At 63.2% G+C, this 25,636-nt stretch carries 24 protein-coding genes and 1 pseudogene; 10 read left to right on the forward strand and 15 right to left on the reverse strand.

Annotated elements, in window-relative coordinates; all coding sequences use genetic code 11:
• Positions 1-195: 195 nt before the first annotated feature.
• Entirely contained in the window at positions 196-894 is a 699-nt protein-coding gene (gene trhA, locus LMTR13_RS05585; RefSeq protein WP_065727018.1) for a PAQR family membrane homeostasis protein TrhA, read from the forward strand.
• Between the two features lie 27 nt (positions 895-921).
• A complete protein-coding gene (locus LMTR13_RS05590) occupies positions 922-1,716 on the forward strand; it encodes an SDR family oxidoreductase (RefSeq protein WP_065727019.1) in 795 nt (264 codons plus the stop codon).
• Positions 1,717-1,762: 46 nt separating this feature from the next.
• On the opposite strand, the gene LMTR13_RS05595 is transcribed toward LMTR13_RS05590, so the two are convergent.
• The 5 genes from LMTR13_RS05595 to LMTR13_RS05615 form a co-directional block, all read right to left on the reverse strand.
• The gene (locus tag LMTR13_RS05595; protein WP_156795446.1) at positions 1,763-2,056 is read right to left on the reverse strand and encodes a hypothetical protein; all 294 of its coding nucleotides are present in this window, start codon (positions 2,054-2,056) and stop codon (positions 1,763-1,765) included.
• A gap of 296 nt (positions 2,057-2,352) precedes the next feature.
• Positions 2,353-3,981, reverse strand: a complete 1,629-nt coding sequence (gene mdlC, locus LMTR13_RS05600; RefSeq protein WP_065727021.1) for a benzoylformate decarboxylase — start codon at positions 3,979-3,981, stop codon at positions 2,353-2,355.
• A 132-nt stretch (positions 3,982-4,113) separates the two neighbouring features.
• Positions 4,114-4,971, reverse strand: coding sequence for an HTD2 family dehydratase (locus LMTR13_RS05605; protein ID WP_065727022.1), 858 nt, complete (start codon positions 4,969-4,971; stop codon positions 4,114-4,116).
• On the reverse strand, positions 4,968-6,098 hold the full coding sequence (locus LMTR13_RS05610) for a CaiB/BaiF CoA transferase family protein (protein WP_065727023.1): 1,131 nt from the start codon (positions 6,096-6,098) through the stop codon (positions 4,968-4,970). Before LMTR13_RS05610 ends, LMTR13_RS05605 begins: the two co-directional genes overlap by 4 nt.
• 9 nt (positions 6,099-6,107) lie before the next feature.
• Entirely contained in the window at positions 6,108-7,274 is a 1,167-nt protein-coding gene (locus LMTR13_RS05615) for an acyl-CoA dehydrogenase family protein (RefSeq protein ID WP_065727024.1), read from the reverse strand.
• A 129-nt stretch (positions 7,275-7,403) separates the two neighbouring features.
• Between LMTR13_RS05615 and LMTR13_RS05620 the strand changes: the two genes are divergently transcribed.
• The gene (locus LMTR13_RS05620) at positions 7,404-8,327 is read left to right on the forward strand and encodes a LysR family transcriptional regulator (protein WP_065727025.1); all 924 of its coding nucleotides are present in this window, start codon (positions 7,404-7,406) and stop codon (positions 8,325-8,327) included.
• Between the two features lie 678 nt (positions 8,328-9,005).
• Here LMTR13_RS05620 and LMTR13_RS05625 read toward each other — a convergent pair.
• The 7 genes and pseudogenes from LMTR13_RS05625 to LMTR13_RS05650 all read right to left on the reverse strand — a co-directional run bounded on the left by LMTR13_RS05625 (position 9,006) and on the right by LMTR13_RS05650 (position 14,972).
• Positions 9,006-9,794, reverse strand: coding sequence for an SRPBCC family protein (locus tag LMTR13_RS05625; protein ID WP_065727026.1), 789 nt, complete (start codon positions 9,792-9,794; stop codon positions 9,006-9,008).
• A gap of 11 nt (positions 9,795-9,805) precedes the next feature.
• Positions 9,806-10,393, reverse strand: a complete 588-nt coding sequence (locus tag LMTR13_RS05630; RefSeq protein WP_065727027.1) for a winged helix-turn-helix domain-containing protein — start codon at positions 10,391-10,393, stop codon at positions 9,806-9,808.
• Positions 10,394-10,631: 238 nt separating this feature from the next.
• Positions 10,632-11,387: a DUF6064 family protein gene (locus LMTR13_RS05635; RefSeq protein ID WP_236843285.1), complete on the reverse strand. Its 756-nt coding sequence runs from the start codon at positions 11,385-11,387 to the stop codon at positions 10,632-10,634.
• Positions 11,388-11,515: 128 nt separating this feature from the next.
• Positions 11,516-11,617 (reverse strand): hypothetical protein, encoded by a 102-nt coding sequence (locus LMTR13_RS43265; RefSeq protein WP_335622066.1) that lies wholly within the window; start codon positions 11,615-11,617, stop codon positions 11,516-11,518.
• Between the two features lie 14 nt (positions 11,618-11,631).
• Positions 11,632-11,830: pseudogene (locus LMTR13_RS38685) on the reverse strand (FAD-dependent monooxygenase); the annotation flags it as partial.
• Positions 11,831-12,393: 563 nt separating this feature from the next.
• Positions 12,394-13,668: a cytochrome P450 gene (locus LMTR13_RS05645; protein ID WP_065727029.1), complete on the reverse strand. Its 1,275-nt coding sequence runs from the start codon at positions 13,666-13,668 to the stop codon at positions 12,394-12,396.
• Positions 13,669-13,700: 32 nt separating this feature from the next.
• Complete coding sequence (locus LMTR13_RS05650; protein WP_065727030.1) at positions 13,701-14,972, reverse strand: cytochrome P450; 1,272 nt, start codon at positions 14,970-14,972, stop codon at positions 13,701-13,703.
• A gap of 223 nt (positions 14,973-15,195) precedes the next feature.
• On the opposite strand from LMTR13_RS05650, the gene LMTR13_RS05655 reads away from it, so the two are divergent.
• From LMTR13_RS05655 to LMTR13_RS05665, 3 genes are all read left to right on the forward strand, one after another.
• Positions 15,196-16,368 carry an isovaleryl-CoA dehydrogenase gene (locus LMTR13_RS05655; protein ID WP_065727031.1) on the forward strand — a complete coding sequence of 391 codons (1,173 nt, stop codon included), beginning with the start codon at positions 15,196-15,198 and terminating at the stop codon, positions 16,366-16,368.
• Positions 16,369-16,559: 191 nt separating this feature from the next.
• Positions 16,560-17,717: a DUF898 family protein gene (locus LMTR13_RS05660; protein ID WP_065727032.1), complete on the forward strand. Its 1,158-nt coding sequence runs from the start codon at positions 16,560-16,562 to the stop codon at positions 17,715-17,717.
• Between the two features lie 21 nt (positions 17,718-17,738).
• Positions 17,739-18,842, forward strand: coding sequence for a M48 family metallopeptidase (locus LMTR13_RS05665; protein ID WP_156795963.1), 1,104 nt, complete (start codon positions 17,739-17,741; stop codon positions 18,840-18,842).
• 11 nt (positions 18,843-18,853) lie between these two features.
• On the opposite strand, the gene LMTR13_RS05670 is transcribed toward LMTR13_RS05665, so the two are convergent.
• The 3 genes from LMTR13_RS05670 to LMTR13_RS05680 form a co-directional block, all read right to left on the reverse strand.
• A complete protein-coding gene (locus LMTR13_RS05670) occupies positions 18,854-19,852 on the reverse strand; it encodes a LysR family transcriptional regulator (RefSeq protein WP_065727034.1) in 999 nt (332 codons plus the stop codon).
• A 153-nt stretch (positions 19,853-20,005) separates the two neighbouring features.
• Complete coding sequence (locus tag LMTR13_RS05675; RefSeq protein WP_083218749.1) at positions 20,006-20,818, reverse strand: DUF2927 domain-containing protein; 813 nt, start codon at positions 20,816-20,818, stop codon at positions 20,006-20,008.
• A gap of 99 nt (positions 20,819-20,917) precedes the next feature.
• A complete protein-coding gene (locus LMTR13_RS05680; RefSeq protein WP_065727036.1) occupies positions 20,918-21,520 on the reverse strand; it encodes a L,D-transpeptidase in 603 nt (200 codons plus the stop codon).
• Between the two features lie 229 nt (positions 21,521-21,749).
• Between LMTR13_RS05680 and LMTR13_RS05685 the strand changes: the two genes are divergently transcribed.
• The 4 genes from LMTR13_RS05685 to LMTR13_RS05700 all read left to right on the forward strand — a co-directional run bounded on the left by LMTR13_RS05685 (position 21,750) and on the right by LMTR13_RS05700 (position 25,628).
• Positions 21,750-23,297 carry an acetolactate synthase large subunit gene (locus tag LMTR13_RS05685; RefSeq protein ID WP_065732453.1) on the forward strand — a complete coding sequence of 516 codons (1,548 nt, stop codon included), beginning with the start codon at positions 21,750-21,752 and terminating at the stop codon, positions 23,295-23,297.
• A gap of 170 nt (positions 23,298-23,467) precedes the next feature.
• On the forward strand, positions 23,468-23,983 hold the full coding sequence (locus LMTR13_RS05690) for a hypothetical protein (protein ID WP_065727037.1): 516 nt from the start codon (positions 23,468-23,470) through the stop codon (positions 23,981-23,983).
• A 22-nt stretch (positions 23,984-24,005) separates the two neighbouring features.
• The gene (locus LMTR13_RS05695; protein ID WP_065727038.1) at positions 24,006-25,325 is read left to right on the forward strand and encodes a M20/M25/M40 family metallo-hydrolase; all 1,320 of its coding nucleotides are present in this window, start codon (positions 24,006-24,008) and stop codon (positions 25,323-25,325) included.
• A 123-nt stretch (positions 25,326-25,448) separates the two neighbouring features.
• Complete coding sequence (locus LMTR13_RS05700) at positions 25,449-25,628, forward strand: hypothetical protein (protein WP_065727039.1); 180 nt, start codon at positions 25,449-25,451, stop codon at positions 25,626-25,628.
• Positions 25,629-25,636: the final 8 nt, after the last annotated feature.

Here is a 25,636-nt window from a genome sequence, read left to right on the forward strand (position 1 = left end):
CTCGTGATCGCCTGGCGGGGGAATCCCTCCGGGATATCCGGCGGTTACCGACTGCACGAAAATGCCACGACAACAGGATACTGGCGTCGTTCGCGAACCGCATGACGACGGCCTTGGGGCCAGCGGCGTGAACGGTTCGTTGACCTCGGAAGACCCATGTCCTAATCGCTCCCTCACCACTTTCTGCGGGCCTGCATGACCATCTTCAGACTGAAACAATTCGCCTCGACGTCCATCCATGCGGCGGCTGACGCCATGCACTGGAACTACGACCGCGCCGAGCTGATCGCCGACGGCGTCGTGCATGTCGTCGGCGTCTGTCTCGGGCTCGTCGCCGCCACCGCTTTGATCGTGCTGACCGCGGTCTATGCCGGTGCGTTCGAAATTACCGTGGTATCGGTCTACGTCGCAGGCCTGCTCGCGATGCTGACGTTGTCGGCGGTCTATAATCTTTGGCCGGTGTCGCGCGCCAAATGGGTGCTGCGGCGCTTCGATCATTCGGCGATCTATCTCTTGATCGCCGCCACCTATACCCCGTTCATCGTGGAGCTGAGGGACAGCTATCTCGCGATCGCGCTGCTGACGGGGGTGTGGTGCGTCGCGATCGCCGGCGTGGTGCTGAAGCTGGCGCGGCCGGGGCGCTACGATCGTTTGGCGGTCGGCCTCTATCTCGCCCTGGGCTGGAGTGGCGTCACGCTTTACGACGCGGTGGTGAAGGCGGTGCCGCCGCTGGCGCTGGGCTTTTTGCTGGCGGGCGGCGTGCTCTATAGCCTTGGGGTGATCTTCCATGCCTGGCAGCGGCTGCGCTTCCAGAACGCGATCTGGCATGGCTTCGTCTTGCTCGGCGCCGCCTGCCATTATACGGCTATTCTCGATATGATGATCCTGACATAGGATCATCACAAACGGGAGAGAGCGGCCATGCAGGTGACAGGCAAAGTCGTGGTCGTCACCGGGGGCGCCAACGGCATCGGGAAGGCAATGTGCGAAGCCTTTCACCGCGAGGGCGCCGCCAAGGTCGTCGTCGCCGATATCGACCCCGATGGCGCGCGAGCCGTCGCCACTCCGATCAGTGGGGCGGCCTTCAAATGCGATGTCGGAAAAGAGAAGGACGTTCATCACGTCATCGAGGAGACCGAGCGTCAATTCGGCCCGATTGCGCTGTTCTGCTCCAATGCCGGCATCGGCGGCGGTTTCGATCCACTATCGGTAAATGCCGGCGGAAACTCCGACGAACCGTGGCAGCGAAGCTGGGCCGTTCATGTGATGGCCCATGTCTATGCGGCGCGGCATTTGATCCCGCGCATGAAGGCGCGCGGCGGCGGCTATTTCCTCAACACGATCTCTGCGGCGGGATTATTGTCGCAGGTCGGCAGCCCGGCCTATTCGACCACGAAGCATGCGGCGGTCGGTTTCGCCGAGAATCTTGCGATCTCGCACAAGGCCGACAACATCAAGGTTTCGATCCTGTGCCCGCAGGGCGTCGATACCAACATGCTGCGCTCGATCCCGAAGGGCCCGCAATCCGGCGACGGCGATCTCTCGCCGGAGCAGGTGGCGCAGGACGTGCTGAAGGGACTGGAGCAGGAGACGTTCGTGATCCTGCCTCATCCGCAGGTGCTCGGCTACATGCGCAAGAAGACGGAAAATTACGACCGCTGGATCGCGGGTATGGCGAAGATCCAGGCCAGGATGCGGGAGAGTTACGGGAAATAGCGCAGCGAGAAGGGCGGCCGTTCGGCCGCCTTTCCCGATTACGTCGCTACTGGCACCTGTGCATCAGGCCGTCGTCCAGGCGGACCATTGTGCCGGGCTGGCAGATTATGCCGTTGCGCGTCGCGTAGTCCTGGCTCCATACGCCCGGGCCGCCGTAATAGCCGTAGGGGCTGCCGCCGCCGTAATAGGCGTTGGGACCGTTGCCGCCGTAGTAGGCATAGGGTCCGCCGCCGTAATAGGCGGCAGTCGCTCCGGCTGCAGCAGCACCGGCGCCCACGGCAGCCGCGCCGGCCGCGGCCCGCCGCGCCTGCCGCCGGGTAACGCCTGGCGCCGGGGTCAATGGATCACTGATCTGTGCGTGCGCGCGCTCGATGGATAGCGAAGCGCCCCTTTGTTCGCTCCAGTCAAACGAGAGCATAGTCGCACATGTAAAGACGGAGACCGCGAGGGCAGCTTTTCTGAGGCTTGGCTGTTTCATGGCGTTCACTCCATGGTTGCCCCATGCTGAATTCTCGTGCGAACGTAGAGCAACGTCAAGTAATGCCGCGCATGGAACTCGCGGGTGAATTGTCGAGCCTTTGAGTCAAATGAGGTCTCATGAGCTCCCGCAAGCGGGAGAGGGAACTCAGCCCTGCCTCAACCCTTCTGCGCGTAGAGCAGCGACACGGTTGAATCCACCATCACCTCGATCAGGCTGGTGCCGGTATGTGAAAGTCCGTCGCTAAACGCGCCCGGAAGCTCGGCCGAGTTCGTCACCCGCGCGGCGTGGCAGCCCATGCTTTCCGCGAGTTTCACGAAATCGATGCCGGGCAGTTCCAGGCCCGGCACATTGCGCACCTGCATCACCTGGCTGAACGAGCGCATCGCGCCGTAGCCGGCGTTATTGATGACCACGACCGTGAGCGGCAGGTTGCGCTGCGCCGCGGTCCACAGCGCCTGGATCGAGTACATCGCCGAGCCGTCGCCGATCAGGCAGACGGTGCGGATGCCGGGGCGTCCGAGCGCGATGCCGACCGCGGCGGGCAGGCCGTAGCCGAGGCCGCCGCTCGCCATGGTATAAAAACTGTCCTGGCCGCGCATCGGCATGAACTTTTGCATCGTCGGGCGATGCGAGGGGGCTTCCTCAACTAGCACTGCACCGGCGGGCATGGCTTGGGACAGGGAGTGCAGCAGGAATTCGACCGGAAGCGGATCGGCCGCCGTTGGCGCCGGCGGCAGCACGCGGCCCGTCGGGATCGCACGCGCGGTTTCCGGCAGCAGGTCGAGTAGCATCGCAAGCGCCGGCTTCATGGTCGCGACGATGCTGGCGCCCGCCGGCGTAACCGCGGCGGCATCGGGATCGTCGGTGATCTGGAAGATCGTGGTTGCGCCGTCGAAGATCGCGGCATGGCCCTCGACATGGAACGTGAACACCGGCGCGCCGATCACCACCACGAGGTCATGGTCGCGCAGCGCGTCAGATAGCTGTCCCGGCGCGGCGTGCAAAAAGCCGGCGAACTGCGGATGGCGTTCCGGGAACGAGCAGCGCGCCGAGAACGGGCTGATCCAGACAGCGGCCTTCGCCTTTTCCGCCACCTTCGCCATCAGATCGACGGCTTCGGCACGGTCGACGGCAGGGCCGACGACGAGGGCCGGACGCTTGCTGGCCGTCAGTGCTGCGACCAGAGCCTTCATCGCTTGTGGATCGGGCCCGAGCTCGCGGCTGACGTGGCGGGCTTCGATCGGCTGCGTGGGGCGCGTCCAGTCGTCGATCGGGATCGAGACGAAGGTCGGCCCGCAGGGCGGCTGCATCGCGACGTAATAGGCGCGCGCGATCGCCGCCGGCACATCTTCGGCGCGCGCCGGCTCGACGCTGTATTTGACATAGGGCCGCGGAAATTCCGAGGCGCGCTCGGCATAGAGGAAAGCCTGCAGCGGCAGGATCGAGCGCGCCTGCTGGCCGGCGGTGATCACGAGCGGGGTCTGGTTGCGGTGGGCGGTGTAGATGTTGCCGAGCGCATTGCCGACGCCGGCGCCGGAATGCAGGTTGACGAAGCCGGCGTTGCGGGTCGCCTGCGCATAGCCATCGGCCATGCCGACTACGGAAGCTTCCTGCAGGCCGAGCACGTAATCGATGTCGTCGGGCCAGTCGCTGAGGAAGGGCAGTTCGGTCGAGCCGGGATTGCCGAACACGCGCTTGATGCCGAACGCGCGGAGCAGGCTGAAGGTGGCGTCCTTGACGGTGAGCGAGGTGGTGGCGGGCTTGGCTGGTTTGCGGGATGACATTGGGACTCCCAGAGCTAGACCGTCATTCCGGGATGGTGCGCTAGCACCAGACCCGGAATCTCGAGATTCTCAGATGTGCAATAGCACATCTTAGTTCGATGCTTCGCATCGCCCCGGAATGACGGCTTCAAACTACAACCACGTCGCCGTGCCCTTCATGGTCGGCTGCCCTTCCGCATTCGCGATCCACAGCTCCATGCCGGCGTGGGTTTCGTTGGCGTTGATCGAGAACTCGCTGCCTTCGAACAGCGGCTGCACGCCGCGATAGCTGAACTTCTTCGGCGCTGAGTCGCCGTGAAGTTTTGCGGCGAATTCGACGATCAGCGCCGCCTGCAGCGGGCCGTGGAAGATCAGGCCGGGATAGCCCTCGACCTTGGTGACGTAGTCGCGGTCGTAGTGGATGCGATGGCCGTTGAAGGTCAGCGCCGAATAGCGAAACAGCAGCACGGGATCGCTGACATGGGTTTCGCGATGCCTTGCGACGGGTGGCGGCGGAGGGGCTTTCGGCGGCGAAGCGGGGGCAGCGCTGCCCATCTCGCGATAAACGATGTCCTGCCGTTCGCGGATGGCAACTCCGCGCGGTGTCGTGATGGTGTGTTCGACGGAAACGAAGCACAGCACGCCTGTCGAACCCGTCTTCATGGTCACGTCTGAAATGCGCGAGGTGCGGGTCGATTCATCGCCGACGCGCAACGGCTGGAGGAATTCGATTTCGCCGCCGGCCCACATCCGGCGCGGCAGCGGCACCGGCGGCAGGAAACCGCCACGGGTCGGGTGACCGTCGGGGCCGAGCTGCGACATCGGAAATACCGGCTGGGCCAGGCACCAATGCGTGGTCCATGGCGCGGCATCGCCGGGTTTCGGGTCGCCGATGTCCTGGAACAATGTCGCGCGCAGGCCCTTCACGAGTTGCGCGGTGACGATGTCGCTTGCTTCCGTGCTGCGGCCGATCCATTGGCGCAGATGGTCGAGGTTGAGGGCTTCTGTCACGACTGGCGGCTCCGCACGCGAGGGGCCTTGGGAAGTTCAACGTGGTCGCCGATCGCCGGCACGGCGCCATAGTGTCTCGGCTCGCCGACGAAGATCGCGGCGGGGGCGGCGTAACTCACCTTGCCGTTCGGCGTATCGACCTCGATGCGGCGCAGATGCGGATGTACCGAGAGGTCGGCCATGGTGTTGACCTCGGCGAAGGCGATGTCAGCGGCGTCGAGGCGCTTGAGGAGTTCGATGCGCGTCATTGCGGCAAAGCTGTCGGCGACCACCTTGTCGGTGAGCTGGCGATTGCGCACGCGCTCGACCATGTTGGCGAACCGCGGATCATTCGGCAGGTCGGGCTGGTCGAGCACCTCGGCGCAGAGCTTCTTCCACTCGCGCTCGCTCTGGATCGAGATCAAAATGCCCTTGCCGTCCCTGGAATTGAACACGCCATAGGGCGCGATCGAGGGATGGGCCAGCGCCATCCGCTTCGGCGGATTGCCGGCTTCCGAATTGATCAGCGGCACCGCCATCCAGTCGGCCATCACGTCGAACATCGAGATGCGGATATCGGCGCCCTTGCCGCTGCGCCCGCGCGCGATCAGCGCTTCTAGGATCGCGGCATGCGCGGTGGCGCCGGTCGCGATATCGACGACGGAGATGCCGACGCGTGACGGCCCTTCGGGGCCGCCGGTGATCGAGGCGAGGCCACTCTCGGCCTGGATCAGTAGATCATAGGCCTTGCGGTCGGCATAGGGGCCCTCGTCGCCATAGCCGGAGATGGTGCAGCAGATCAGCGCGGGATAATCCTTCTTCAGGCGTTCCAGCGAGAAGCCGAGCTTGTCCATCGAGCCGGGCTTGAGGTTCTGCAGCAGCACGTCGGCGCTGGCAATCAGCTCTTCGAGCGCGGCGCGGCCTTCCTTGGTGGCGAGATCGATCACCTGCGAATTCTTGCCGCGGTTGAGCCAGACGAAATAGCTGCTCTGGCCCTTGGCGGCTGCATCATAGCCGCGGGCGAAATCGCCCTCGGGCCGCTCGACCTTGACGACATGCGCGCCGGCGTCCGCCAGCCGCGAGCTGCAGAACGGCGCGGCAACGGCCTGTTCGACGGAGACGACGATCAATCCTTCCAATGGCAGCATCTGACGTTCTCAGTAGGAGCGGGGCATGCCGAGCACGTGCTCGGCGACGTAGGACAGGATCAGATTGGTCGAGATCGGCGCCACCTGATAGAGCCGCGTTTCGCGGAACTTGCGCTCGACGTCGTATTCCTCCGCAAAGCCGAAGCCGCCATGGGTCTGCACGCAGGCGTTCGCCGCCTCCCACGACGCATCCGCCGCCAGCATCTTGGCCATGTTGGCCTCCGCGCCGCAATCGAGCCCGGCCTCATATTTGCGGGTGGCTTCCTTCACCATTAGTTCAGCAGCGCGCATCGCGGCGTAGGCTTTTGCGATCGGGAACTGAATGCCCTGGTTCTGGCCGATCGGACGGCCGAATACGGCACGCTCCTTGGCGTAGGCGGTCGCTTTTGCAATGAACCATTTGGCGTCGCCGATGCATTCGGCCGCAATGAGAATACGCTCGGCGTTCATGCCGGAGAGGATGTAGCGAAAGCCCTTGCCCTCGTCGCCGATCAGGTTTTCGGCGGGCACGCGCATGTCCGTGAAGAACACCTCCGTCGTGGCGTGGTTCATCATGGTGCGGATCGGGCGGATCTCCAGCCCCTTTCCCTTCACCTCGCGCATGTCGACGATGAACACGGAAAGCCCATCGGTGCGCTTCTTTGCCTGTTCCTTCGGCGTGGTGCGCGCGAGCAGAATCATCAGGTCGGAATGTTCGGCGCGGCTGGTCCAGATCTTCTGGCCGTTGACGACGTAGTGGTCGCCGTCACGCCTGGCGACGGTCTTCAGCGAGGAAGTATCGGTGCCGCTGGTCGGCTCGGTGACGCCGAACGCCTGCAGCCGCAATTTGCCGCTGGCGATCCCGGGCAGGTATTTCGCCTTCTGGGCGTCGTTGCCGTGCCGCAGCACGGTGCCCATCGTGTACATCTGGGCGTGGCAGCCGCCGCCGTTGCAGCCTGCACGCTGGATCTCTTCCAGGATCGCGGCCGCCGCCGACAATTTCAGCCCCGAGCCGCCATACTCCTCGGGGATCAGCACCGAGAGGTAGCCGGCTTCCGTCAGCGCATCGACGAACTCCTTCGGATACGCCATCTGGCGATCGAGCTTGCGCCAGTATTCGCCGGGGAACTGGGCGCAGAGCTTGGCGACGGCGTCGCGGATGTCGTGGAATTCGTCTTGTTGTTCTTGTCCGGTCATTGGGTTTTCTGGCGATGGATGCGGGTTGATGTCAATTGCTTTAAGGATGCGGGCCGTTGTGAAACGATCGCCGGTCTCCTATGCTGAATTGTTATAGCGTATGAACCTGCCTTCGAAGAATGGCAAGCGATGGATATCCGGCAGCTCAGGACCTTCAGTTGCGTGGCCGAGCTCGGCAGCCTCAGCAAGGCCTCCGACACGCTGCGCGTGGCGCAGCCGGCGCTGAGCCGCCAGATCAAGTTGCTCGAACACGAATTGCGGGCCGAGCTGTTCACGCGGAACGGCCGCGGCATGGTGCTGACCGACGCCGGCCGGCTTTTGCTGGCGCGCACCGCCGGCATCGTCCGGCAGATCGACCAGGTGCGCGACGAGATCCAGTCCGCCGGCGGCCCGCCCTCGGGCCGGGTGGTGCTTGGGCTGGTGCCGACCGTGAGCTGCGTGATTTCGGCGCGGCTCGCGCGGCGCACCGTCGACAAATATCCCGGCATTTCGCTCTGCATCGTCGAAAGCTACAGCGGCCATCTGATGGAATGGCTGCACCGAGGCGAGATGGATCTGGCGCTGATCTACGGCCCGTCGAGCGACCTGCATCTTTCCGTGCAAAGCCTCGGCCGCGACCCCATCGTCGCCGTCGGGCCGCGCGGCAGCGGGTTGTCGGAGAAGAAGCAGGTCGATATCGGCTGGCTGCTGCGGCAGCGTCTTGTGCTGCCCAGTCATTCGCACGGGCTCCGCGCGCTGATCGAGCAGGCGGCGGCGAAGAAGAAAGTGAAACTCGACGTCAAGCTGGAGGCGGACTCGTTCCGGGTGCTGACCAGCCTCGTCGAGGAAGGGCTGGGATACACGCTGTTGCCGCCTTCCTCGGTGCGCAACGAGGTCGCCAGCGGCCGGCTGGAAACCGCGGCGATATCAAAGCCATCGCCGATGCGCGAACTGACCCTTGCTGCTCCCATCGATCATCCCGGCTCGACTGCGATTGCGCTAGTCACCGAATTGCTCCGCGACGAACTGATCGCCTGCCGCGAAGAGGGCCTCTGGGACATCAAGCTCGCCTGAGCCGATGTGCGGGCCTTAAGGATTGACTTAGGACAAAACGATTCAGCCGGGCATTCGCATCTGGCTACAGCAGTAATGCCGCAATTGTATAGGGCGGAGCAGGCCAGGGCGGGGGACTGATGGGCACGCAGCCAACCTCGAATTGAAGCGAGCTCGATGAAGGCGAGATGGTTGGCCGCGAGGTTGTGCTTCCAACTTGTATCCTCGCAACGCGGGGCGGTATCATAGCGCGGGCCACAATTTTGGTTGCGGAATTCGTATGAGTCTCAATTTCGTTCTGGTGCCCGGTCCGTTGGTTCGGGCGTCGAGCTGGGAGCCTCTACAGCAGAGCAGTTGCGGAAATCAGGACACGCTGTCCAGATTCCAGATGTTCTCGACGACCAGCCGCCGCCCTGGCGTGACTGGACGTCCCACCTGCTTCAGCGCATCACGTCGTTCCACGAGCCGATATTGGTCGGTCACAGCTCTGCGAGTGTGCTGGTCGCAGATCTCGCGCACAGGCTACCCTGCCGTTGCGTCATCATCGTTGACGGAGAGGTGCCGCCGTTGCGAGGTTCTGGGCACGCATCTCCATCCGACGCTGGCACCGGCCGAGACCATGCACGCCATCGTGTCCATGTCGCGCCAACTTGCCAACGCCGCTTAGTGGCTCGCCGGAATGACCGCCATCATCCGCCGCTACGTCTGCGGCGGAAATTGACGATCAAGCCAGCGCCGCCAGTCGGCCTCGACATGATCGGCCACGCTGCGCCCGGCGTCTCCGTAGAGATAGAGACGGACCGTCAGCAGGATCGGCCCTCCGATCGGCATGGCAAAGAGATGTGCGATGGCGGGTGCGGGGTGTTCGAGCAGCAATTGCAGCCCTGGCCACTGCGGAGGATTGACGACTTCCACGACGCCGCGTAGCTCGGGCGTCCCAGCCGGTGTCGCAAAGCGTGCGCCGGCGCTTGCGTCAGCCAATCCGAGCGGACCGACCAAGCGGCTCCAGGCATCGCTGTCGTTCGACATCGCGGAAAGGGCCACTGTCGTCGACTGTTGCCCACGGAATTGCTCCAGATAGAGTCGCAGGTTCTGGAAGAATGCGATCCAGCCGTAGGTGTGTCCCTCGAACTGGCCGTCCCAATCGTCCGTATTGGCGAACCAGCTATGAACGACCCGGACCACACAGGTGCCGCCGTCCTTGGCTTCGACGGTCCACTCGGTGGCTACTGTGCCAGGTCCTTCCTCTGTTTCGGCAACGAAACGCTTGGCCGGCTCCCAGGCGGTGATCCTGGCCTCGGAATCCATTCCGGGGCCAAAGCTCGATTTGGTGTTGCCGCCGACTTTCTCGTCCAACGTCGTCGGCACAAACCACGACGAGATGCCGGGACCTGTCGCGATCGCCTGCCACACCTCTTCGGGTGTGCCGGGGACCTCAACCTTGGCTTCGACGCTGCGACGGCCAGACGGTTCCTTCTTCACGGGCATGGTCTGTCCTTTCAGTGAGACGTTTGAGGCAAGGGATGAGACACGATCACCAATCGATGATTACGGCCACCCGAAGTGCTCGCATCGTGGTAGCGGCTGACCAGTTTTGTGATGGCCTGCGTCAGCTCGCTCGTGAACGCCGCGCGAGCGGCGGGGGAGGCGAAGCGAATCTCTGCATCGATCGACAAGGTCGCAAGCTGCTTGTCGGCTTTCGTTGCGCGTTTCCAGAGATCGCCGACTTCGCGAACGATCCGGGCACCGAGTGCGATCAGATAGCTGGCCGCGAGCTGATCCTTGCTGCGCTTCGGATCGGCTGCGACCGCGCCTAACGCCTCTGGCGAAACAACGAACGACTTGGCCGACAACACCAGCAACCGCTCGGTCAATCCGCCCCATTGCCGTTCGTCCGCGACCTCGACCAGCCTGCAGGCTTCGAGCGCGCGCAGATGATAGTTCACCTTCTGGCGAGGCAACCCCAGGCGCGTTGCCAGGATCGCCGCCGACGCGGGCTCGGCGAGTTCGGCCAGCAACGCGCTTCGGATAGGGTCAAGGGCGGCAACTGCAACCGCCGGATCGCTGATCACTTCGATATCGATCATGGCGGTAGGGTATATTGACAAATTTTTTTGTCAAGGCGGGTGACGTGGCAGTTGCGTTCGGTCGCAGTCCGACCCGACGCGATTGTGCACTCTCTTCCGAATGGAGCTGTCGAACCTGCGCAAGCGAGATGGCGATGCTCTTGCTGGCACAAAGGGAATCGAACGCCGTCGGCAGCGATGTCCGCATTCGAGGGTCGCGCAGACACAGGATAGGGCAGGGCCAAGATCCGATTGCGACCTAAGCGGAACTGGGATTTCCGGCAGCCCGGATTGCCAGCCTATCCCGAAAGACGATCAGTGGCGCTGCGATGAAACCACTCGCGAGAAGGAACCAATCCTGCGGCACGTTGAGAAGAATGGCCGCGCTGCCGCCGATCAATGACCAGACAAAAGGGACAACGAGGAGCCAGCGTGGCACCGGGCTCGTGGTCAGCAGAAAGAGTCCAAATGTAAAGATAGTCACCGGGCAAGGCGTGATGCCAAACATTGGCATGTGTGGATAGGAGCGGCCCGTGGCCACGCCAATCAGTGGGTAGACAATTGCAGCGTAGGCAATGAACGCCATTCCTGCCCAGCTCGCCATGTCTGGTCGTGGACCGAAGTGAATTTGGTGCGAGAAGCCTGAATAGAAAATATAGCAGCCTTGGACGACGAACAACGCAGCAAAGAGATACGCGGCTTGGTTGATCGCGGAGAACCAAAGGCCGTGATAGCCAATTCCAGTCCACAACCACATCGATGCTAAAATGCCTGCAATGATGCGGTCTGCTTCTCGTGTTTTGAGAAAGAGCAACGCAGCCACGACGCCGCCGAGCAAATAGGCTGCTATCTGCACGGGCCAGATGGCGCTGTTATAATTCCCAAAAACTGCGAGGAATTGCTCAGACGTAAAGGGCAGCACGGAAGGCTCCTTGTTCCCGGACGCGTCTACATACTCGCTGCCGACAAGCGCGATGTTTTGATCCAACGCAACGATCAGGGAAAAGCGGCTCACGCCAATTCTGCCTTTGGCCCTAAAGCCGACGTTGCGGGTGAGCCGGACGATATCAGCTTTCGATTCAGGGGCGGATGAGGGCGGGCTGGCCTGTCGATCAGCGAGAGGCCGCGGCAAAACCTATGCAGTTACGCTGCAGCAGACAGTCCGAACCAGGTGGATAGCGTGTCAGCAAGCCCGAGCTCAGTTTGGTCCCCCACCCAGGCGACATATCCGTCCAGCCTGATCAATACGGCGGTGGGAGCGAGAGAAACCGGTCGGCAATTCCGCGCTGATCGAGAACCTCGATGGTGCGTGCGTGCAGACCGCCCGCGCGACCCGGCGAATTCCCGGTCAGGGCGCCGCTCGACAATGGCGACGTCGATATCAGCCAGCGCCAGCTCGCCGGCCAGCATCAGCCCTGTCGGACCTCCTCCGGCGATCACCACTGCATGCTCGGTCATCGCCACACGCCGGTGGTTTCCGCGGCTGCGATCAACCCGGCCCTGCGCGACCGGCAAGTCGACGGCAACAGTTTTGTGGGGCCTGCCGAAGCGGCTGGGCGATATCAGATCATTGAGCAGAAGCAGGCTTCGCAAGCGCGGGCGGGAGTACGTCGGTTGGCTTGCTGAGAAGTTTTGGTTGGCGATGTCAGATCACGTCCTAACCCACTTTCGAGACTAGCGCATATAAATAGTTGGCTGCGGCCATTTTCAATCAAAACTTGCTAAATACCGCTTCTTCAATCGTCGCGAAGACGCTATAGGTAGCGTCCGAAGTACAATCAAAGGTAGTTCGAGCGTCCCTGATGCCAACTCATCTTCGCGCTATCGTTCCAGCTATCGGCGCAATGTGGTTTATGTGCTTCCTGCTGGCTTATACGCTGACCGGCAGACAAGCTTCGCTTTGGCTTGTAATCGGCACCGGTGTGCTGGCTATCGCCCTGGTGTGGCTTGCGAAATCGCGCGGCTCTAACACCTGAAGTGCCACCGCACGCGCGCAAGATCAGGCGGGCTGAGCTCGTCGCTCACCCCGGAATGCGGACCGGCAACTGCTCGATGCCGCGCACGAAGCTCGAATAGACCCGCTTCGGCTCGCCGACCACCTCGATGCGGTCGAAGCGTTTGAGCATTTCTTCCCAGACGATCCTCAGCTGCAGCTCGGCAAGCCGCATGCCGACGCAGCGATGGATGCCGAAGCCGAACGACAGATGGGTGCGGGGACGGGCGCGGTCGATGATGAATTCATCGGGCCGATCGATGCCTTCCTCGTCGCGGTTGCCCGAGACGTACCACATCACGACGCGATCGCCCTTTTTGATCTTCTTATCCCCGATCTCGGTATCGACCAGGGCGGTGCGGCGCATGTGGGCGAGCGGCGTCTGCCAGCGGATCACTTCCGGCACCATGGAATCGATCAGCGCGGGATTTTCGCGCAGCTTCTGATACTGGTCGGGGTGCTCGTTCAGCGCCAGCACCGAGCCGCTCATGGTGTTGCGCGTGGTGTCGTTGCCGCCAACGATCAACAGGATGATGTTGCCCATCAGATTGTCGGGGTCCATGTGCCGCGTCGCGTCGCTGTGCGCCATCATCGACAGCAGGTCGTTCTTCGGCGGCGCGTTGACGCGCTCGTTCCAGAGTTTTGAGAAATAGGCGTAGCATTCATCCATCTCCCGGCGTCGCTGCTCGGGCGATTCCACGACGCCGCTCTTGGGCAGCGCGGTCGAGACGTCGGACCAGCGCGTCAGCTTGCGCCGCTCCTCCCATGGGAAATCGAACAGCGTCGCCAGCATCTGCGTCGTCAGTTCGATCGAGACGCGCTCGACGAAGTTGAAGGTCTCGTTGCGCGGCAGATTGTCCAGCACCTTCTGCGAGCGTTCTCGGATCAGTTTGGCCAGTTCATCCAGATGCGTCGGCGTGAACATCGGCGACACCGTCTTGCGCTGCGCCGAGTGCCTGGGCTGGTCCATCGCGATGAAGCTCGGATAGTCGTAGCCGGGCGGCACGTCGCGGATCGAGATGCCGCCGAGCGTGGAGTCGGAAGAGAAGATGCCGTGGTTGGTGTCGACATGCATGATGTCGTTGTACCTGGTCACCGACCAGTAGGGCTCGATCGGCGAGTTCTCGCAGTAGTGCACCGGCTCTTCCTTGCGCAACCGCTCGAACCACGGCCACAGCGTGTCGTTCTGGAAAAGCTTTGGCGCACCGGGATGAAAATCCTTCAGCGGCGTCGAATAGGCTTCCTCGCGCGCGGCGCGCAAAAGCTCTTGTTTGTCGGCTCTGATGGCAGTTTGGACGTTCATAATTCGATCATCCCGGGTGAGCGTGAGCGCGGCTAGGCGGCGATGCGGACCGGCAGGGTCTCGTAGCCCTTGACGAAACTCGAATATACCCGCTTCGGTTCGCCGACCACCTCAATATTATCGTACCGCTTGAGGATTTCTTCCCAGATAATCCGAAGTTGCAGCTCCGCCAGCCTGATTCCGACGCAACGGTGGATGCCGAAGCCGAAGGAAAGGTGGGTGCGGGGGCGAGCGCGGTCGATGATGAACTCGTAGGGATGGTCGATCACGTCCTCGTCGCGGTTGCCCGAGACGTACCACATCACGACCTTGTCGCCCTTCCTGATCTGACGCCCGCGGAATTCGATGTCTTCGAGCGCGGTGCGGCGCATATGCGCCAGCGGCGTCTGCCAGCGGATCACTTCGGGGACGAAACTATCGATCAGGTCCGGGTTGTCGCGGAGCTTCTGATACTGATCCGGATTCTTGTTCAGCGCATAGACGCTGCCAGAAAGCGTGTTGCGGGTGGTATCGTTGCCGCCGACGATCAGCAGGATCAGATTGCCGAGAAAATTCTTCGGGTCCATGTCGCGGGTAGCATCGCTATGCGCCATCATCGACAACAGGTCGCTCTTCGGCGGCTGGTTGATGCGCTCCTTCCACAGTCTTGCGAAATAGGTCGCGCATTCCAGCAGCTCGGCCTGCCGCTGGTCCTCGGTCTCGACGAGGCCGCCCGGATGGGGAATAGTGGTTGCGATATCGGACCAGCGCGTCAGCTTGCGGCGGTCTTCCCAGGGGAAGTCGAACAACACGGCGAGCATCTGCGTGGTGAGCTCGATCGAGACCTGATCGACCCAGTCGAACGTTTCGTTCTTCGGAAGGTTGTCGAGGCATTCGGCGGAGCGCTTGCGGATGTTGATCGCGAGCTGGTCGAGATGCGTCGGCGTGAACATCGGCGCCACGGTCTTGCGTTGCGCGCTATGGCGGGGCTGGTCCATCGCGATGAAACTTTCGCGGCGCAGGTCCGGCGCGACGTCGCGAATGGTGATGCCGCCGAGCGACGACGCCGACGAGAACACCGCGTGGTTGGTCTCGACGTCCATGATGTCGTTGTACTTGGTTACCGACCAGTACGGCCCGAACATGCTGTCCCTGCAGTAATGCACCGGGTCGTCCCGGCGCAGCCGGTCGAAATACGGCCAGAAGGAATCGTTCTGGAACAGTTCGGGATTGCCGACATCGAAATCCGCCAGCGGCATCGACTGTGCCGCATCGCGCGCGGCGCGCAGGTGAGAATCTCCGGCGAGATCGATGGTTCCGTGCATGAGCCGCTCTCCCTGATTCCCCGCGCGAAGCATGCCGAACGGGTGATGTTTTACCCTATTACATCCCGAGCCGTGCCCCGGCGCAAGGGCGAGTTGGGCGCATTTGGCCTCATCGCAGTGCTGGCCCATCGTGGGCGGTCGCGCGCGTATTTCGGCTCGTGACAAGTGTAGGCCCGGGTACTAAGTCTGTTTGAAACAACGTTTAATTCGCCGGGAGGCGGCCATGATTCCCAACGCCCATCGGATGTTCAACTTCGATCTTGGCGAGACTGCGGACGCCATTCGCGAGACGGTGCATTCATTTTCGCAAAACGAGATCGCCCCGCGCGCCGCCGAAATCGACCGCAGCAATCAGTTCCCGCGCGACCTCTGGCCGAAGATCGGCGCGCTCGGCCTGCACGGCATTACGGTGGAAGAGGAATATGGCGGCGCCGGCCTCGGCTATCTCGAGCACTGTATCGCGCTGGAAGAAATCTCGCGGGCGTCAGCTTCCGTCGGCCTGTCGTATGGCGCCCACTCCAACCTCTGCGTCAACCAGATCCGCCGCAACGGCAACGAGGCGCAGAAGCGCAAATACCTGCCAAAGCTGATCTCGGGCGAGCATGTCGGCTCGCTCGCGATGTCGGAGCCGGGGGCCGGTTCGGACGTGGTCTCGATGAAGACGCGGGCCGAGAAGAAGGGCGATCGCTTTGTGCTGAACGGCAACAAGATGTGGATCACCAACGGGCCGGTGGCGGATACGCTGGTGGTCTACGCCAGGACCGATGCCCAGGCAGGTCCCCGCGGCATCACCGCCTTCCTCATCGAAAAGGGCATGAAGGGATTTTCCACCGCGCAAAAACTCGACAAGCTCGGCATGCGCGGCTCCGACACCTGCGAACTGCTGTTCGAGGATTGCGAGGTGCCGGAGGAGAATGTGCTGAGCGAGGTCGGCCGCGGCGTCAACGTCTTGATGAGCGGCCTCGACTATGAGCGCGCGGTGCTGGCGGCCGGCCCGATCGGAATCATGCAGGCCTGCATGGACGTGGTGCTGCCCTACGTGCACGAGCGCAAGCAGTTCGGCGAGCCGATCGGCACCTTCCAACTGGTGCAGGGCAAGATCGCCGACATGTACACCACGATGAACGCCTCGCGCGCCTATGTCTACGCGGTGGCCAAAGCCTGCGACCGCGGCGAGACCACGCGCGAGGACGCCGCGGGCGCAATTCTCTATGCGGCGGAAAAAGCCACGCAATGCGCGCTCGACGCCATCCAGCTCCTCGGCGGCAACGGCTATATCAACGACTACCCGACCGGACGGCTGCTGCGCGACGCCAAACTCTACGAGATCGGCGCCGGCACCAGCGAAATCCGCCGCATGCTGATCGGGCGGGAGCTGTTCGAGAAAACGGCGTAGCCTTCGCTCCTTCCCGCTCTTGCGGGGAGAAGGTTGGGGCGAGGGGCTCGCAACGCAGGTGGTGCCAATGTGGCGCGACGGCTACGCCTGGCTCCAAACCCGCAGACTTCAACGCACCTGTGGGACCTGAGTCACACACTGGCTGGCCAATCTGTGGTTTGATCCGCTACCGTTCGCGCTGGAGTTGAACCATGAACCAGATGAGCTGGCCCCCGCTGGTGCCGCCGCCGATGCCTTCACCGGTACCGCCGCCGATGCCGGTGGCGTTTTCGGGCGGCCGTGGCGATTTCTTCGATCTGGTCAAGCGCGGCGCGGGCCTTGAATTCGTGACCCTCGGCTTCTACCGGTTCTGGCTGCTCACCGACATGCGCCGCCATCTCTGGGCCAATACCCATGTCGATGGCGACGCCGCGGAATATACCGGCCGCGGCAAGGAATTGCTGATCGGATTTCTGGTCGCGCTCGCGATCCTGGTGCCGGTCTATCTCGGCTATTTTCTGATCGGCCTCGAGGCCGAGCATATCCAGGCGTTCGCCAGCATTCCGCTGGTCGCGTTCTTCTACGTATTCGGGCAGTTCGCGATCTACCGCGCGCGGCGCTACCGGCTGACGCGCACGGTGTGGCGCGGCCTGCGGTTCTGGATGACCGGCTCGGGCTGGATCTACGCCTTGCAAGCGTCCCTGTGGGGCTTGTTGTCGGCGGTGACCCTCGGGCTGGCGCTGCCGTGGCGAACGGCCGCGCTCGAACGCTACAAGATGCGCCACACCTTCTACGGCGAGCTGCAGGGCCGTTTCGAGGGCCGCGGCTGGGAGTTCTTCAAGCGCGGCTGGTGGCTGTGGCTGCTTACGCCGATTGCGTTTTACGTGTTCCCGCTCGCGCCGTTCATTTACGGAGCCTTCAAGGCGATCGAATGGCGCTGGTGGCTGTCGGGCATTCGCTTCGGAGATGTCCGTGTCGAATCCTCCTTGCCCAAGAGCGCCTTGATCGGCCTGTACTGGAAAGTCATCGGCTGGATCGTCGTGCTCGGATTGGTGTTCTCGGCCTATCTGGCGCTGTCGGCAGCATTGGTCGCCAGCATGAGCGGGGATTCATTCAGCGAGTTCTTCAAGTCGCAGGAATTCGCGAAGAGCATTCCGCTTCTGGTGCTCGCGGGCATCGGCTATCTGGTCTTCGCGCTGGCGATGAATGTCGTGATCCGGGTCTATCTTTTGCGTGACCTCTGGGTCAGGGTGCTCGGGTCGGTCAACGTCAGCGGTATCGAGGCGGCCGCCAATGTTTCGGCGCGCGGCGGAATGGCCAGCGCGCTCGGCGAAGGATTTGCCGACGGCCTCGATGTCGGCGGCTTCTAAGGCTTCAGAGTCCTGATGGTCATGGATAGCGATATACCAACGCCTGCAAAATCGACCACGCTCGGTTCGGTGGCCTATTTCGACGGAACGTCGAACCGGCGGCGCATGGTGACGCTCCGCTTTGCCGAGCGGATCGAAATCAACGAGGGCGAACAAACGCTGGCGGCGTGGGTCTACGCCGATATCCGCCGCGCCGACAGTCCGGCCGGCATTCTGCGCCTGAGCTGCCTGACCGCGCCCGCGCTGGCGCGGCTGGAGGTTCGCGATACGGGGCTTGCCAACGAACTCGTCTCGCGCTGCGCCAACATCGATGACCACATGATCGGCCGCCGCGGCGTTGCCGCCATCGTCGGCTGGTCGCTCGCGGCCGCGGCTTCGATCGTCGCCGTGGTGCTGTTCGGACTTCCGCTCGCGGCTGACCGCCTCACGCCGCTGGTGCCCGAAGCGTTCGAGCGGCGGCTCGGCGACGTCGCAGACAGCCAGGTCAAGACGATGTTCGATGCCAAGGTGTGCGATAATGCCGCCGGCCAGAAGGCCTTCACAAAACTCGTCACCGCGCTTCGGGAATCCGCGGGCCTCGATACGTCGGTGCAGTCGGGCGTGCTGTCGAGTTCGGTTCCCAATGCCTTCGCGCTGCCGGGCGGCAAGGTCTATCTGTTCAACGGATTGTTGGCGAAGGCCGAGAACGCCGATGAGATCGCGGGCGTGCTGGCCCATGAGCTCGGCCATCTCAAGCACCGCGACAGCATGCGCGGACTGATCCACAATGGCGGCACCTCGTTCCTGATCGGTTTGCTGTTCGGCGACATCACGGGCTCCAGCGCCCTGATCTTCGGCTCGCGCACGCTGGTGACGTCGTCCCATTCGCGCGAGGCCGAGACCGACGCCGACAGTTTTGCGATCGACGTCATGCACCGGCTCGGCCGGCCGGCGAAGCCGACCGGGGAATTGCTGCTCCGGGTCACCGGAAAGGAAGGCAAGGGCCTCTCCATCATCTCCACCCATCCGCTGAGCGAGGACCGCTTGGCGCGGATGAGCCGGCAAGACCGGCCAGCCAGCGGGCCGCCGCTGCTGACATCAGAGGAATGGCGATCGCTGAAATCGATCTGCGACGGCAAGTCCTGACCCGCCCCCGCTTACCTGCGGGCGCTATTCCGTGATCTTTCCGCTTCGATCGGCGCGGGCGCCGCACCCGCCGGCTTTAAGTCCCATACCGCCTGCATGGCCGAGAAGGCTTTCGAGATTATCGGCTCGTGGCGCCGCGACGTCAGGCAGGCGAAGCTGAGATCGCAGGTCAGCGCCACCCTGTCGGCGATCACGAAATTCCGCTTGCGCGTGATGCGGTCGAGCATGCTGTCGCGGGCGAGGCTGAGGCCGCTGCCGGATTCGACGAAGTCGATCATGGCTTCTTCCTGATCGGCGAATGCAACGCGCTTCGGCGATGAGCCCATAGGCCGGAACACGTCGTCGAGCAGCCTCCGATGCGCGGAGTCATGCGGCGTCGCAATCCAGGGCAGGTCGGCGAGGGCGGCCCAGTCCTTGCCCAGCACCTTGCAGCTCCATTCGGACGGCGCGATCACGCGGTAATCGAAGCGCGTCAGTGCCATGAGCTGGAACTTGCCATCGTCGATGGTGCGTTCGGAAAGCGTCCCCGACACCCGGCATTCGGCGGGCGTAGCATCGACATAATACCCGACATCGAGCTCGCCCTTGCCGATCTGCGCCAGCACGTCGTCGGTCATGCCATAGCGGAGGAAGACTTCGGTCCTCTTCGAGGACGTAGCGAGGCTTCGCACGAACGGGCCGAGGCGGATCGACTCGGGATCCTGAATCGTGCCGACGCGTAGCGTGCCCCGCAGCGATTCGCGCAAGGAATCCGCCGCCGTCCTGAAATCTGCCGCCGCCGAGACCGTCCGGTGCGCCAGCGGCAGCAGGGCGGCGCCCGCCTCCGTCAGGGTAAAACCGCCCGGCGTCCGGTTGAAAAGCTGCAGCCCGGTGCTCTCCTCCAGGCCCTTCAATTGCAGGCTGACGGCAGGCTGGGTCAAATGCAGCAAGGTGGCCGCCCGCGAAACCGTGCCTTCGCGGGCCACGGTGATGAAGCAGCGCAAGGCCTGGATTCGCGGCAGGTCGTTCATTTGGAAGACTTATGGGAAGCGTCCATAAACCCCATTAGACAGGATTTGCTCTTGGAAGTCACAAGTTTTCATTGATGAAACTTGGCGTTGTCACTGGAAAAAGGTGAATAGCCGCCGATTTGGCGGCCGGGGCCGGGGCCGGAGCGCGGTTGGTCACTGCGGCAGGTTGTTGACCTTCCGCACCCAGGCGCGCACGTCGGCCAGCACATCCGGCAGCAGCGCGCTGACCTCCTCAACGGTCATGCCGGGTTTGATTCGGGGATCGTAGAGAAGGTTCAACAGATACTGATCGTAAATGTCGAAATAGCCCATCGACACATTGTCGTTGAACATGGTCCAGGGCACGCTCGGGGTATCGTTGATCGGTCCGAGCGACTGCAGCAATTCCTCATAGGCACAATCGAAAAAGACGAAGTCGCCATTGTCGACGGTGAGGATCACGTCGGAATGCTCGATCTCGAATTTCTCGTTCTTGCGAAAGCCGGACAGGCATTGCGGGTCGAGCGAAGAGCGAATCTCGCGCGCCCGCTCGCTGCCATAGAAGGTCGCGATGGTACGCTGCAGATCGCGGTCGCGCACCAGCTTGACCCGCACATTGGCGTCTTCGTTGGTTCCGGCCATGGCGATGTCGAGGTGCTGAACGCGTTCGGCGATGTCGGCCACGATCTTCGCAAGCTGCGCCTTGCGGTCGGCGCGCGTGCCGTCGGCAAACACCCGCACCGGGACGTCATATTTGCGGATGCGGTCAACGCGGCCGGCGAGATGATATTCGGCGCCGAACGCGACCTTCAGAAAGCCTTCGACGATCTCGCTGTCGGTGAAGATCTTCTTCTCGGTGTGCTGGCGCTGCGCGATGGCGGGAATGTCGGCGAAGGCCGTGTACGGCGCGAAGGTTTCGCCGACCGCAACGGCGCCCAAGGCAGCCGCTAGCGTCCGTACATACAGGAATCGGCGGGGCGTGCGCATTCCAATGACGCTGCAGCAATTGGCGCGCGCGTGCAAGGCTTGAAAGGCTCGATCACGCGCTTGCGCGCATGACCGCCCAATTCCGGGATGGCTATAAGTCTAATTCCTCACGATAACCGGCGTGCCGATGCGGACGCGGCTATAGAGATCGGTCACGTCCTCATTGGTCATGCGGAAGCAGCCGGACGAGACCGCCTGTCCGATCGTCTCGGGCTCGTTGGAGCCGTGGATGCGGTACAGCGTCGATCCCAGATACATCGCCCGCGCGCCGAGCGGGTTGTCGATGCCGCCGGCCATGTGGCGCGGCAGATCGGGCCGGCGCCTGAGCATCTGAGCCGGCGGTGTCCAGCTCGGCCATTCCTTCTTCGCGGTGATACGGTGGGTTCCGCTCCAGCGGAAGCCGTCCCGGCCGACGCCGATGCCGTAGCGGATCGCCTGGCCGTTGCCGAGCACGAGATAGAGCCTGCGCTCGGCGGTGTTGATGAGAATCGTGCCGGGCGCGTAATTGCCGGTGAAGTACACGGTCTGGCGCGGGATCGGGCTTGCACCGCTGGGCATGCCGGGTCGGAAGAAACCGGGGCCGCCGCCCATGATGTCGCGCGAGTCTTCAAAGAAGCCTTGAAAGAGACCTTGGGCCTGCGCCTGGCCGCTCCCCACCAGCATCGTGATCGCCGCAAACAGCAAAGCAAACGCCCGGGTCATTGTTCTCCCTCACGAAAAAATCTGAATATGCAGGTCGAGACAGGCCATAATTGCGACGATCGTGCAAGCAACGAGCCTGTGACCACAGCCATTTTCAGATAGCGCGGTTAAAAAAGGCAACATGCCGTACGCGATGGCTGCATTGTCCCGCTAAACCTTTGACGAAACGTGCGAACAATGTTTGATCGTCCACGGCTCCAAGAAACGAAGCGCAAAGGGGAACGAGGCCATGAACGGTGCGGAAAGTCTGGTGCGGACATTGGTCGCAGGCGGTGTGGACGTCTGCTTTACCAATCCCGGCACCTCGGAGATGCATTTCGTCGCCGCACTGGACCGGGTCGAGGGGATGCGCTGCGTGCTCGGCCTGTTCGAGGGCGTGGTGACGGGGGCCGCCGACGGCTACTACCGCATGAAGGGCACGCCGGCCTCGACGCTGCTGCATCTCGGGCCCGGCCTGGCCAATGGCCTTGCCAATCTGCACAACGCCAAGAAGGCCCATTCCGGCATCGTCAACATCGTCGGCCAGCACGCGACCTACCATATCGGCTACAACGCTCCGCTGACCTCAGACATCGAAGGGCTGGCGCGGCCGATGTCGTCCTGGGTGCGGACCTCGCCGGATGCCAAATCCGTTGCCGCCGATGGCGCCGCGGCCATCGCCGCCGCCAAGAGTTCGCCGCCGCAGATCGCGACCCTGATCCTGCCTGCCGACACCGCCTGGAACGAGGCCGACGGCATCGCGCAGGTGCCGGCGGACAGCCAGCGCGCGAGTTACTCCGCGCAAGCTGTGGACCATGCAGCCAAGGTGCTGCGCAACGGCGGCGCGTCGACGCTGTTGCTGATGACCGGCAGCGCGCTGACCGAGCATGGGCTGGCGCTGGCCGCCCAGATCGCGGGCAAGACCGGCTGCAAGGTGATGGGCCAGACCTACAACCCGCGCATGGCGCGCGGCAGGGGCCGGTTCGCGATCGACCGCATACCGTACGTGATCGAGCAGGCGCTACCGATCCTGAAGGATTTCAAGAATATCGTATTGGTCGAGGCCAACGACCCCGTGGCGTTCTTCGCCTATCCGAACAAGCCGAGCATGCTGAAGCCGCAGGGCTGCGAGGTCCACCGCATGACCTCGGGCGCTGAAAATTCCGTCGCCGCGCTGGAAGCGCTGGCTGGCGCGCTGCACGCGCAGCCGCAGGACCGGCAGCCGCAGAAGATGGTCGAAATCGCCAAGCCCACCGGCGCGCTGACGCATGCCTCGATCGCTCAGGCGATTGCGATGGCCATCCCGGAAAACGCCATCGTGGTCGATGAATCCATCACCACCGGCCGCGGCTTCTTTCCGCCGACGGCCGCCGCCGCCCCCCACGACTGGCTGCAGAACATGGGCGGCTCGATCGGCTTCTCGACGCCGGTTGCAACCGGTGCTGCCGTCGCGTGCCCGGACCGCAAGGTAATCTGCATGGTCGGCGACGGCAGCGCGATGTACACGCTGCAATCGCTGTGGACGCAGGCGCGCGAAGGCCTCAACGTCGTCACGATCGTATTCGCCAACAAGATCTACCAGATTCTTCGCGGCGAATTCGACGGCGTGGGCGCCGGCGAGCCGGGGCAGCGCGCGCAGGACATGCTCAAGATCGACCGCCCGGACCTCGACTTCGTGGCGCTTGCCAAGGGCATGGGCGTGCCGGGCCGTGCGGTCGCCAATGCCGACGACTTCAACAAGGCGCTGGCGGAAGCCGTCGCCGAACCGGGACCGCGGCTGATCGAAGTGCAGATGTAGGGAGCGATCCTCGAAGGTTTTGAGCTAGCCGGAATGCCGTAGTTGTGAAATCGTCATTGCGAGCCAACGGGTCGCGCGAATGCGCGCCCGATGACAGGCTCCGCGAAGCAATCCAGTAAGCCCGAAAACAAGACTGGATTGCTTCGTCGCGATGACGGTGCGGAGGCGCCATGCAGACCGAACTGAACAAGGTCGTCACCGCACTTCAGGAGTTTTACGCACGCGAAACTTTCCTGCTCGATCGGGATGTCGGCGAGCGCGCGCTGACGCACCGGCTGGCGGTGGAGTTCGAAAAGCACTTCCCGGGCTGGGAGATCGACTGCGAATTCGACCGGCTCGGCGACCGTACGCTGCGGCTGCCGCACGGATCCACCGTCTCGACCGACGATCACCTCGCCAAATCCATCTATCCCGACATCGTGGTGCACCAGCGCGCCATTCCCAACAATCTGCTTGCGGTCGAGGTGCGCAAATCGGCCAACCATCAGCCGCTCGAACATGACCGGCACAAGCTGCGCGCGCTGACCGATCCGCATGTGTGGTTCGCCTACTGGATCGGCGTGCTGCTGACGCTGGGCAAGACCCACGTCACGATGTCGGAAGTCTATACCAGCGGCGTTCTCGATCAGGCCCTGTCCGGCTGGTTCGCGCAGCGGCTGAAGGATGCAGGCCTAAGCGCAGGCTGAAGCCCTGCGAACGGAGATTCTGATGACACTCACCCGATCGATTCTGGCCATTGCATTTGCCGCCCTCGCACAGCACGCCCTGGTGCAGCAGGCCGCGGCGCAAGCTTCCGCGCCCGATCTGGAAGCCATTCTTGCCCATCCCAAAATCGTCAAGACGCTCGCCGATATCAAGGCCGACGACGAGCGGACCTTTGCCGAACAGAAGCGCATCACTGAAATTCCGGCGCCGCCGTTCAAGGAAAAAGTCCGCGCCGAGTTTTTTCAGAAGCGGATGCAGGAACTCGGCCTCAAGAATGCGTCGATCGATGCTGAAGGTAATGTGACCGCGCTGCGCAGGGGCACTGGCGGCGGCCGGCCCAAGCTCGTGGTGTCGGCGCATCTCGACACCGTGTTTCCCGAAGGCACCGACGTCACGGTGAAGGAAAAGGACGGCGCGATCGTGGCTCCCGGCATCGGCGACGATTCACGCGGCCTTGCGGCATTGCTGTCGCTGATCAAGGTCATGAACGAAAACGGGATCGCGACCGTCGGCGACATCTTGTTCGTCGGCACCGTCGGCGAGGAAGAGCTCGGCAATCTCCGCGGCGTGAAGGCGCTGTTCCGCGATCACACCGATATCGACGGCTTCATCTCGATCGATGGGCTCGGCATCACCCGCGTCGTCAACCAGGCGACCGGCAGCCATCGCTACGAGTTCATCTTCAAGGGCCCCGGCGGGCACTCGTTCCAGGAATTCGGATTGCCGAGCGCGACACATGCGATGGGCCGGGCGATCGCAAAAATCTCCGAGTTGCAGCCGCCGTCCGATCCCAAGACCACGTTTACCGTCGGCACCGTGACCGGCGGCACCTCGGTCAACGCCATCGCCGCCGAAGCGCGGATGAGAGTCGACATGCGCTCGAATTCGACCGAAGAATTGCTCAAGCTCGAGGCGCGGCTGCTCGAACTCGTGAAGGAAGCGGTGGCGGATGAAAACGCGCGCTGGAAATCGGACAAGATGACCGTCGAGGCGAAACTGATCGGCGACCGGCCGGCGGGCATCGTCGCGATGGATTCGCCGATCGTGCAGGCCACCCAGCGCACCGTCTCTGCCGTCACAAAGGGACCGGGGCCGACCTTTGCCGGCTCTTCCACCGATTCCAACATCGCGATGTCACTCGGCATTCCGGCCGTCACCATCGGCGGCGGCGGCGAGGGCGGCAACTGGCACTCGCGCAACGAATGGTACAAGCCGACCAACGCCTGGTACGGCCCGCAGAACGCGCTGCTGACGGTGCTGATGTTGACGGGGCTGGATAGCGTCACCAGACCGGCGCTTGCGGTGCGAAACGCCGCGAAATAGGGCCCGAATTGTCCCCAACGCCGTTAACCATGCCCCCGATTGGACAAATTGTCGGCAAATTGCGGCCAAAGCGGTAACCGAACATCGTTCCCCAGTAGTTCTACGTGCGTAGGGGGTGTGGGCATGGCGTACAGGATCGTGGCGGAACGCAAGGACGAGACCGTCAGAATGGACCGAAGCAGCATGCTGGTGGCCGTCGCCAAAGCGCGGGTCTGGGCCAGCGAAGGGTGGAAAGTCACCATCATCGTCGGCGACGAAAACGAGATCGCACCATCCGACGCGCGCCGGCTTTCCGCCGCCTGATCGAAGAC

It is taken from the genome of Bradyrhizobium icense (assembly GCF_001693385.1).
Lineage (GTDB): Bacteria > Pseudomonadota > Alphaproteobacteria > Rhizobiales > Xanthobacteraceae > Bradyrhizobium > Bradyrhizobium icense.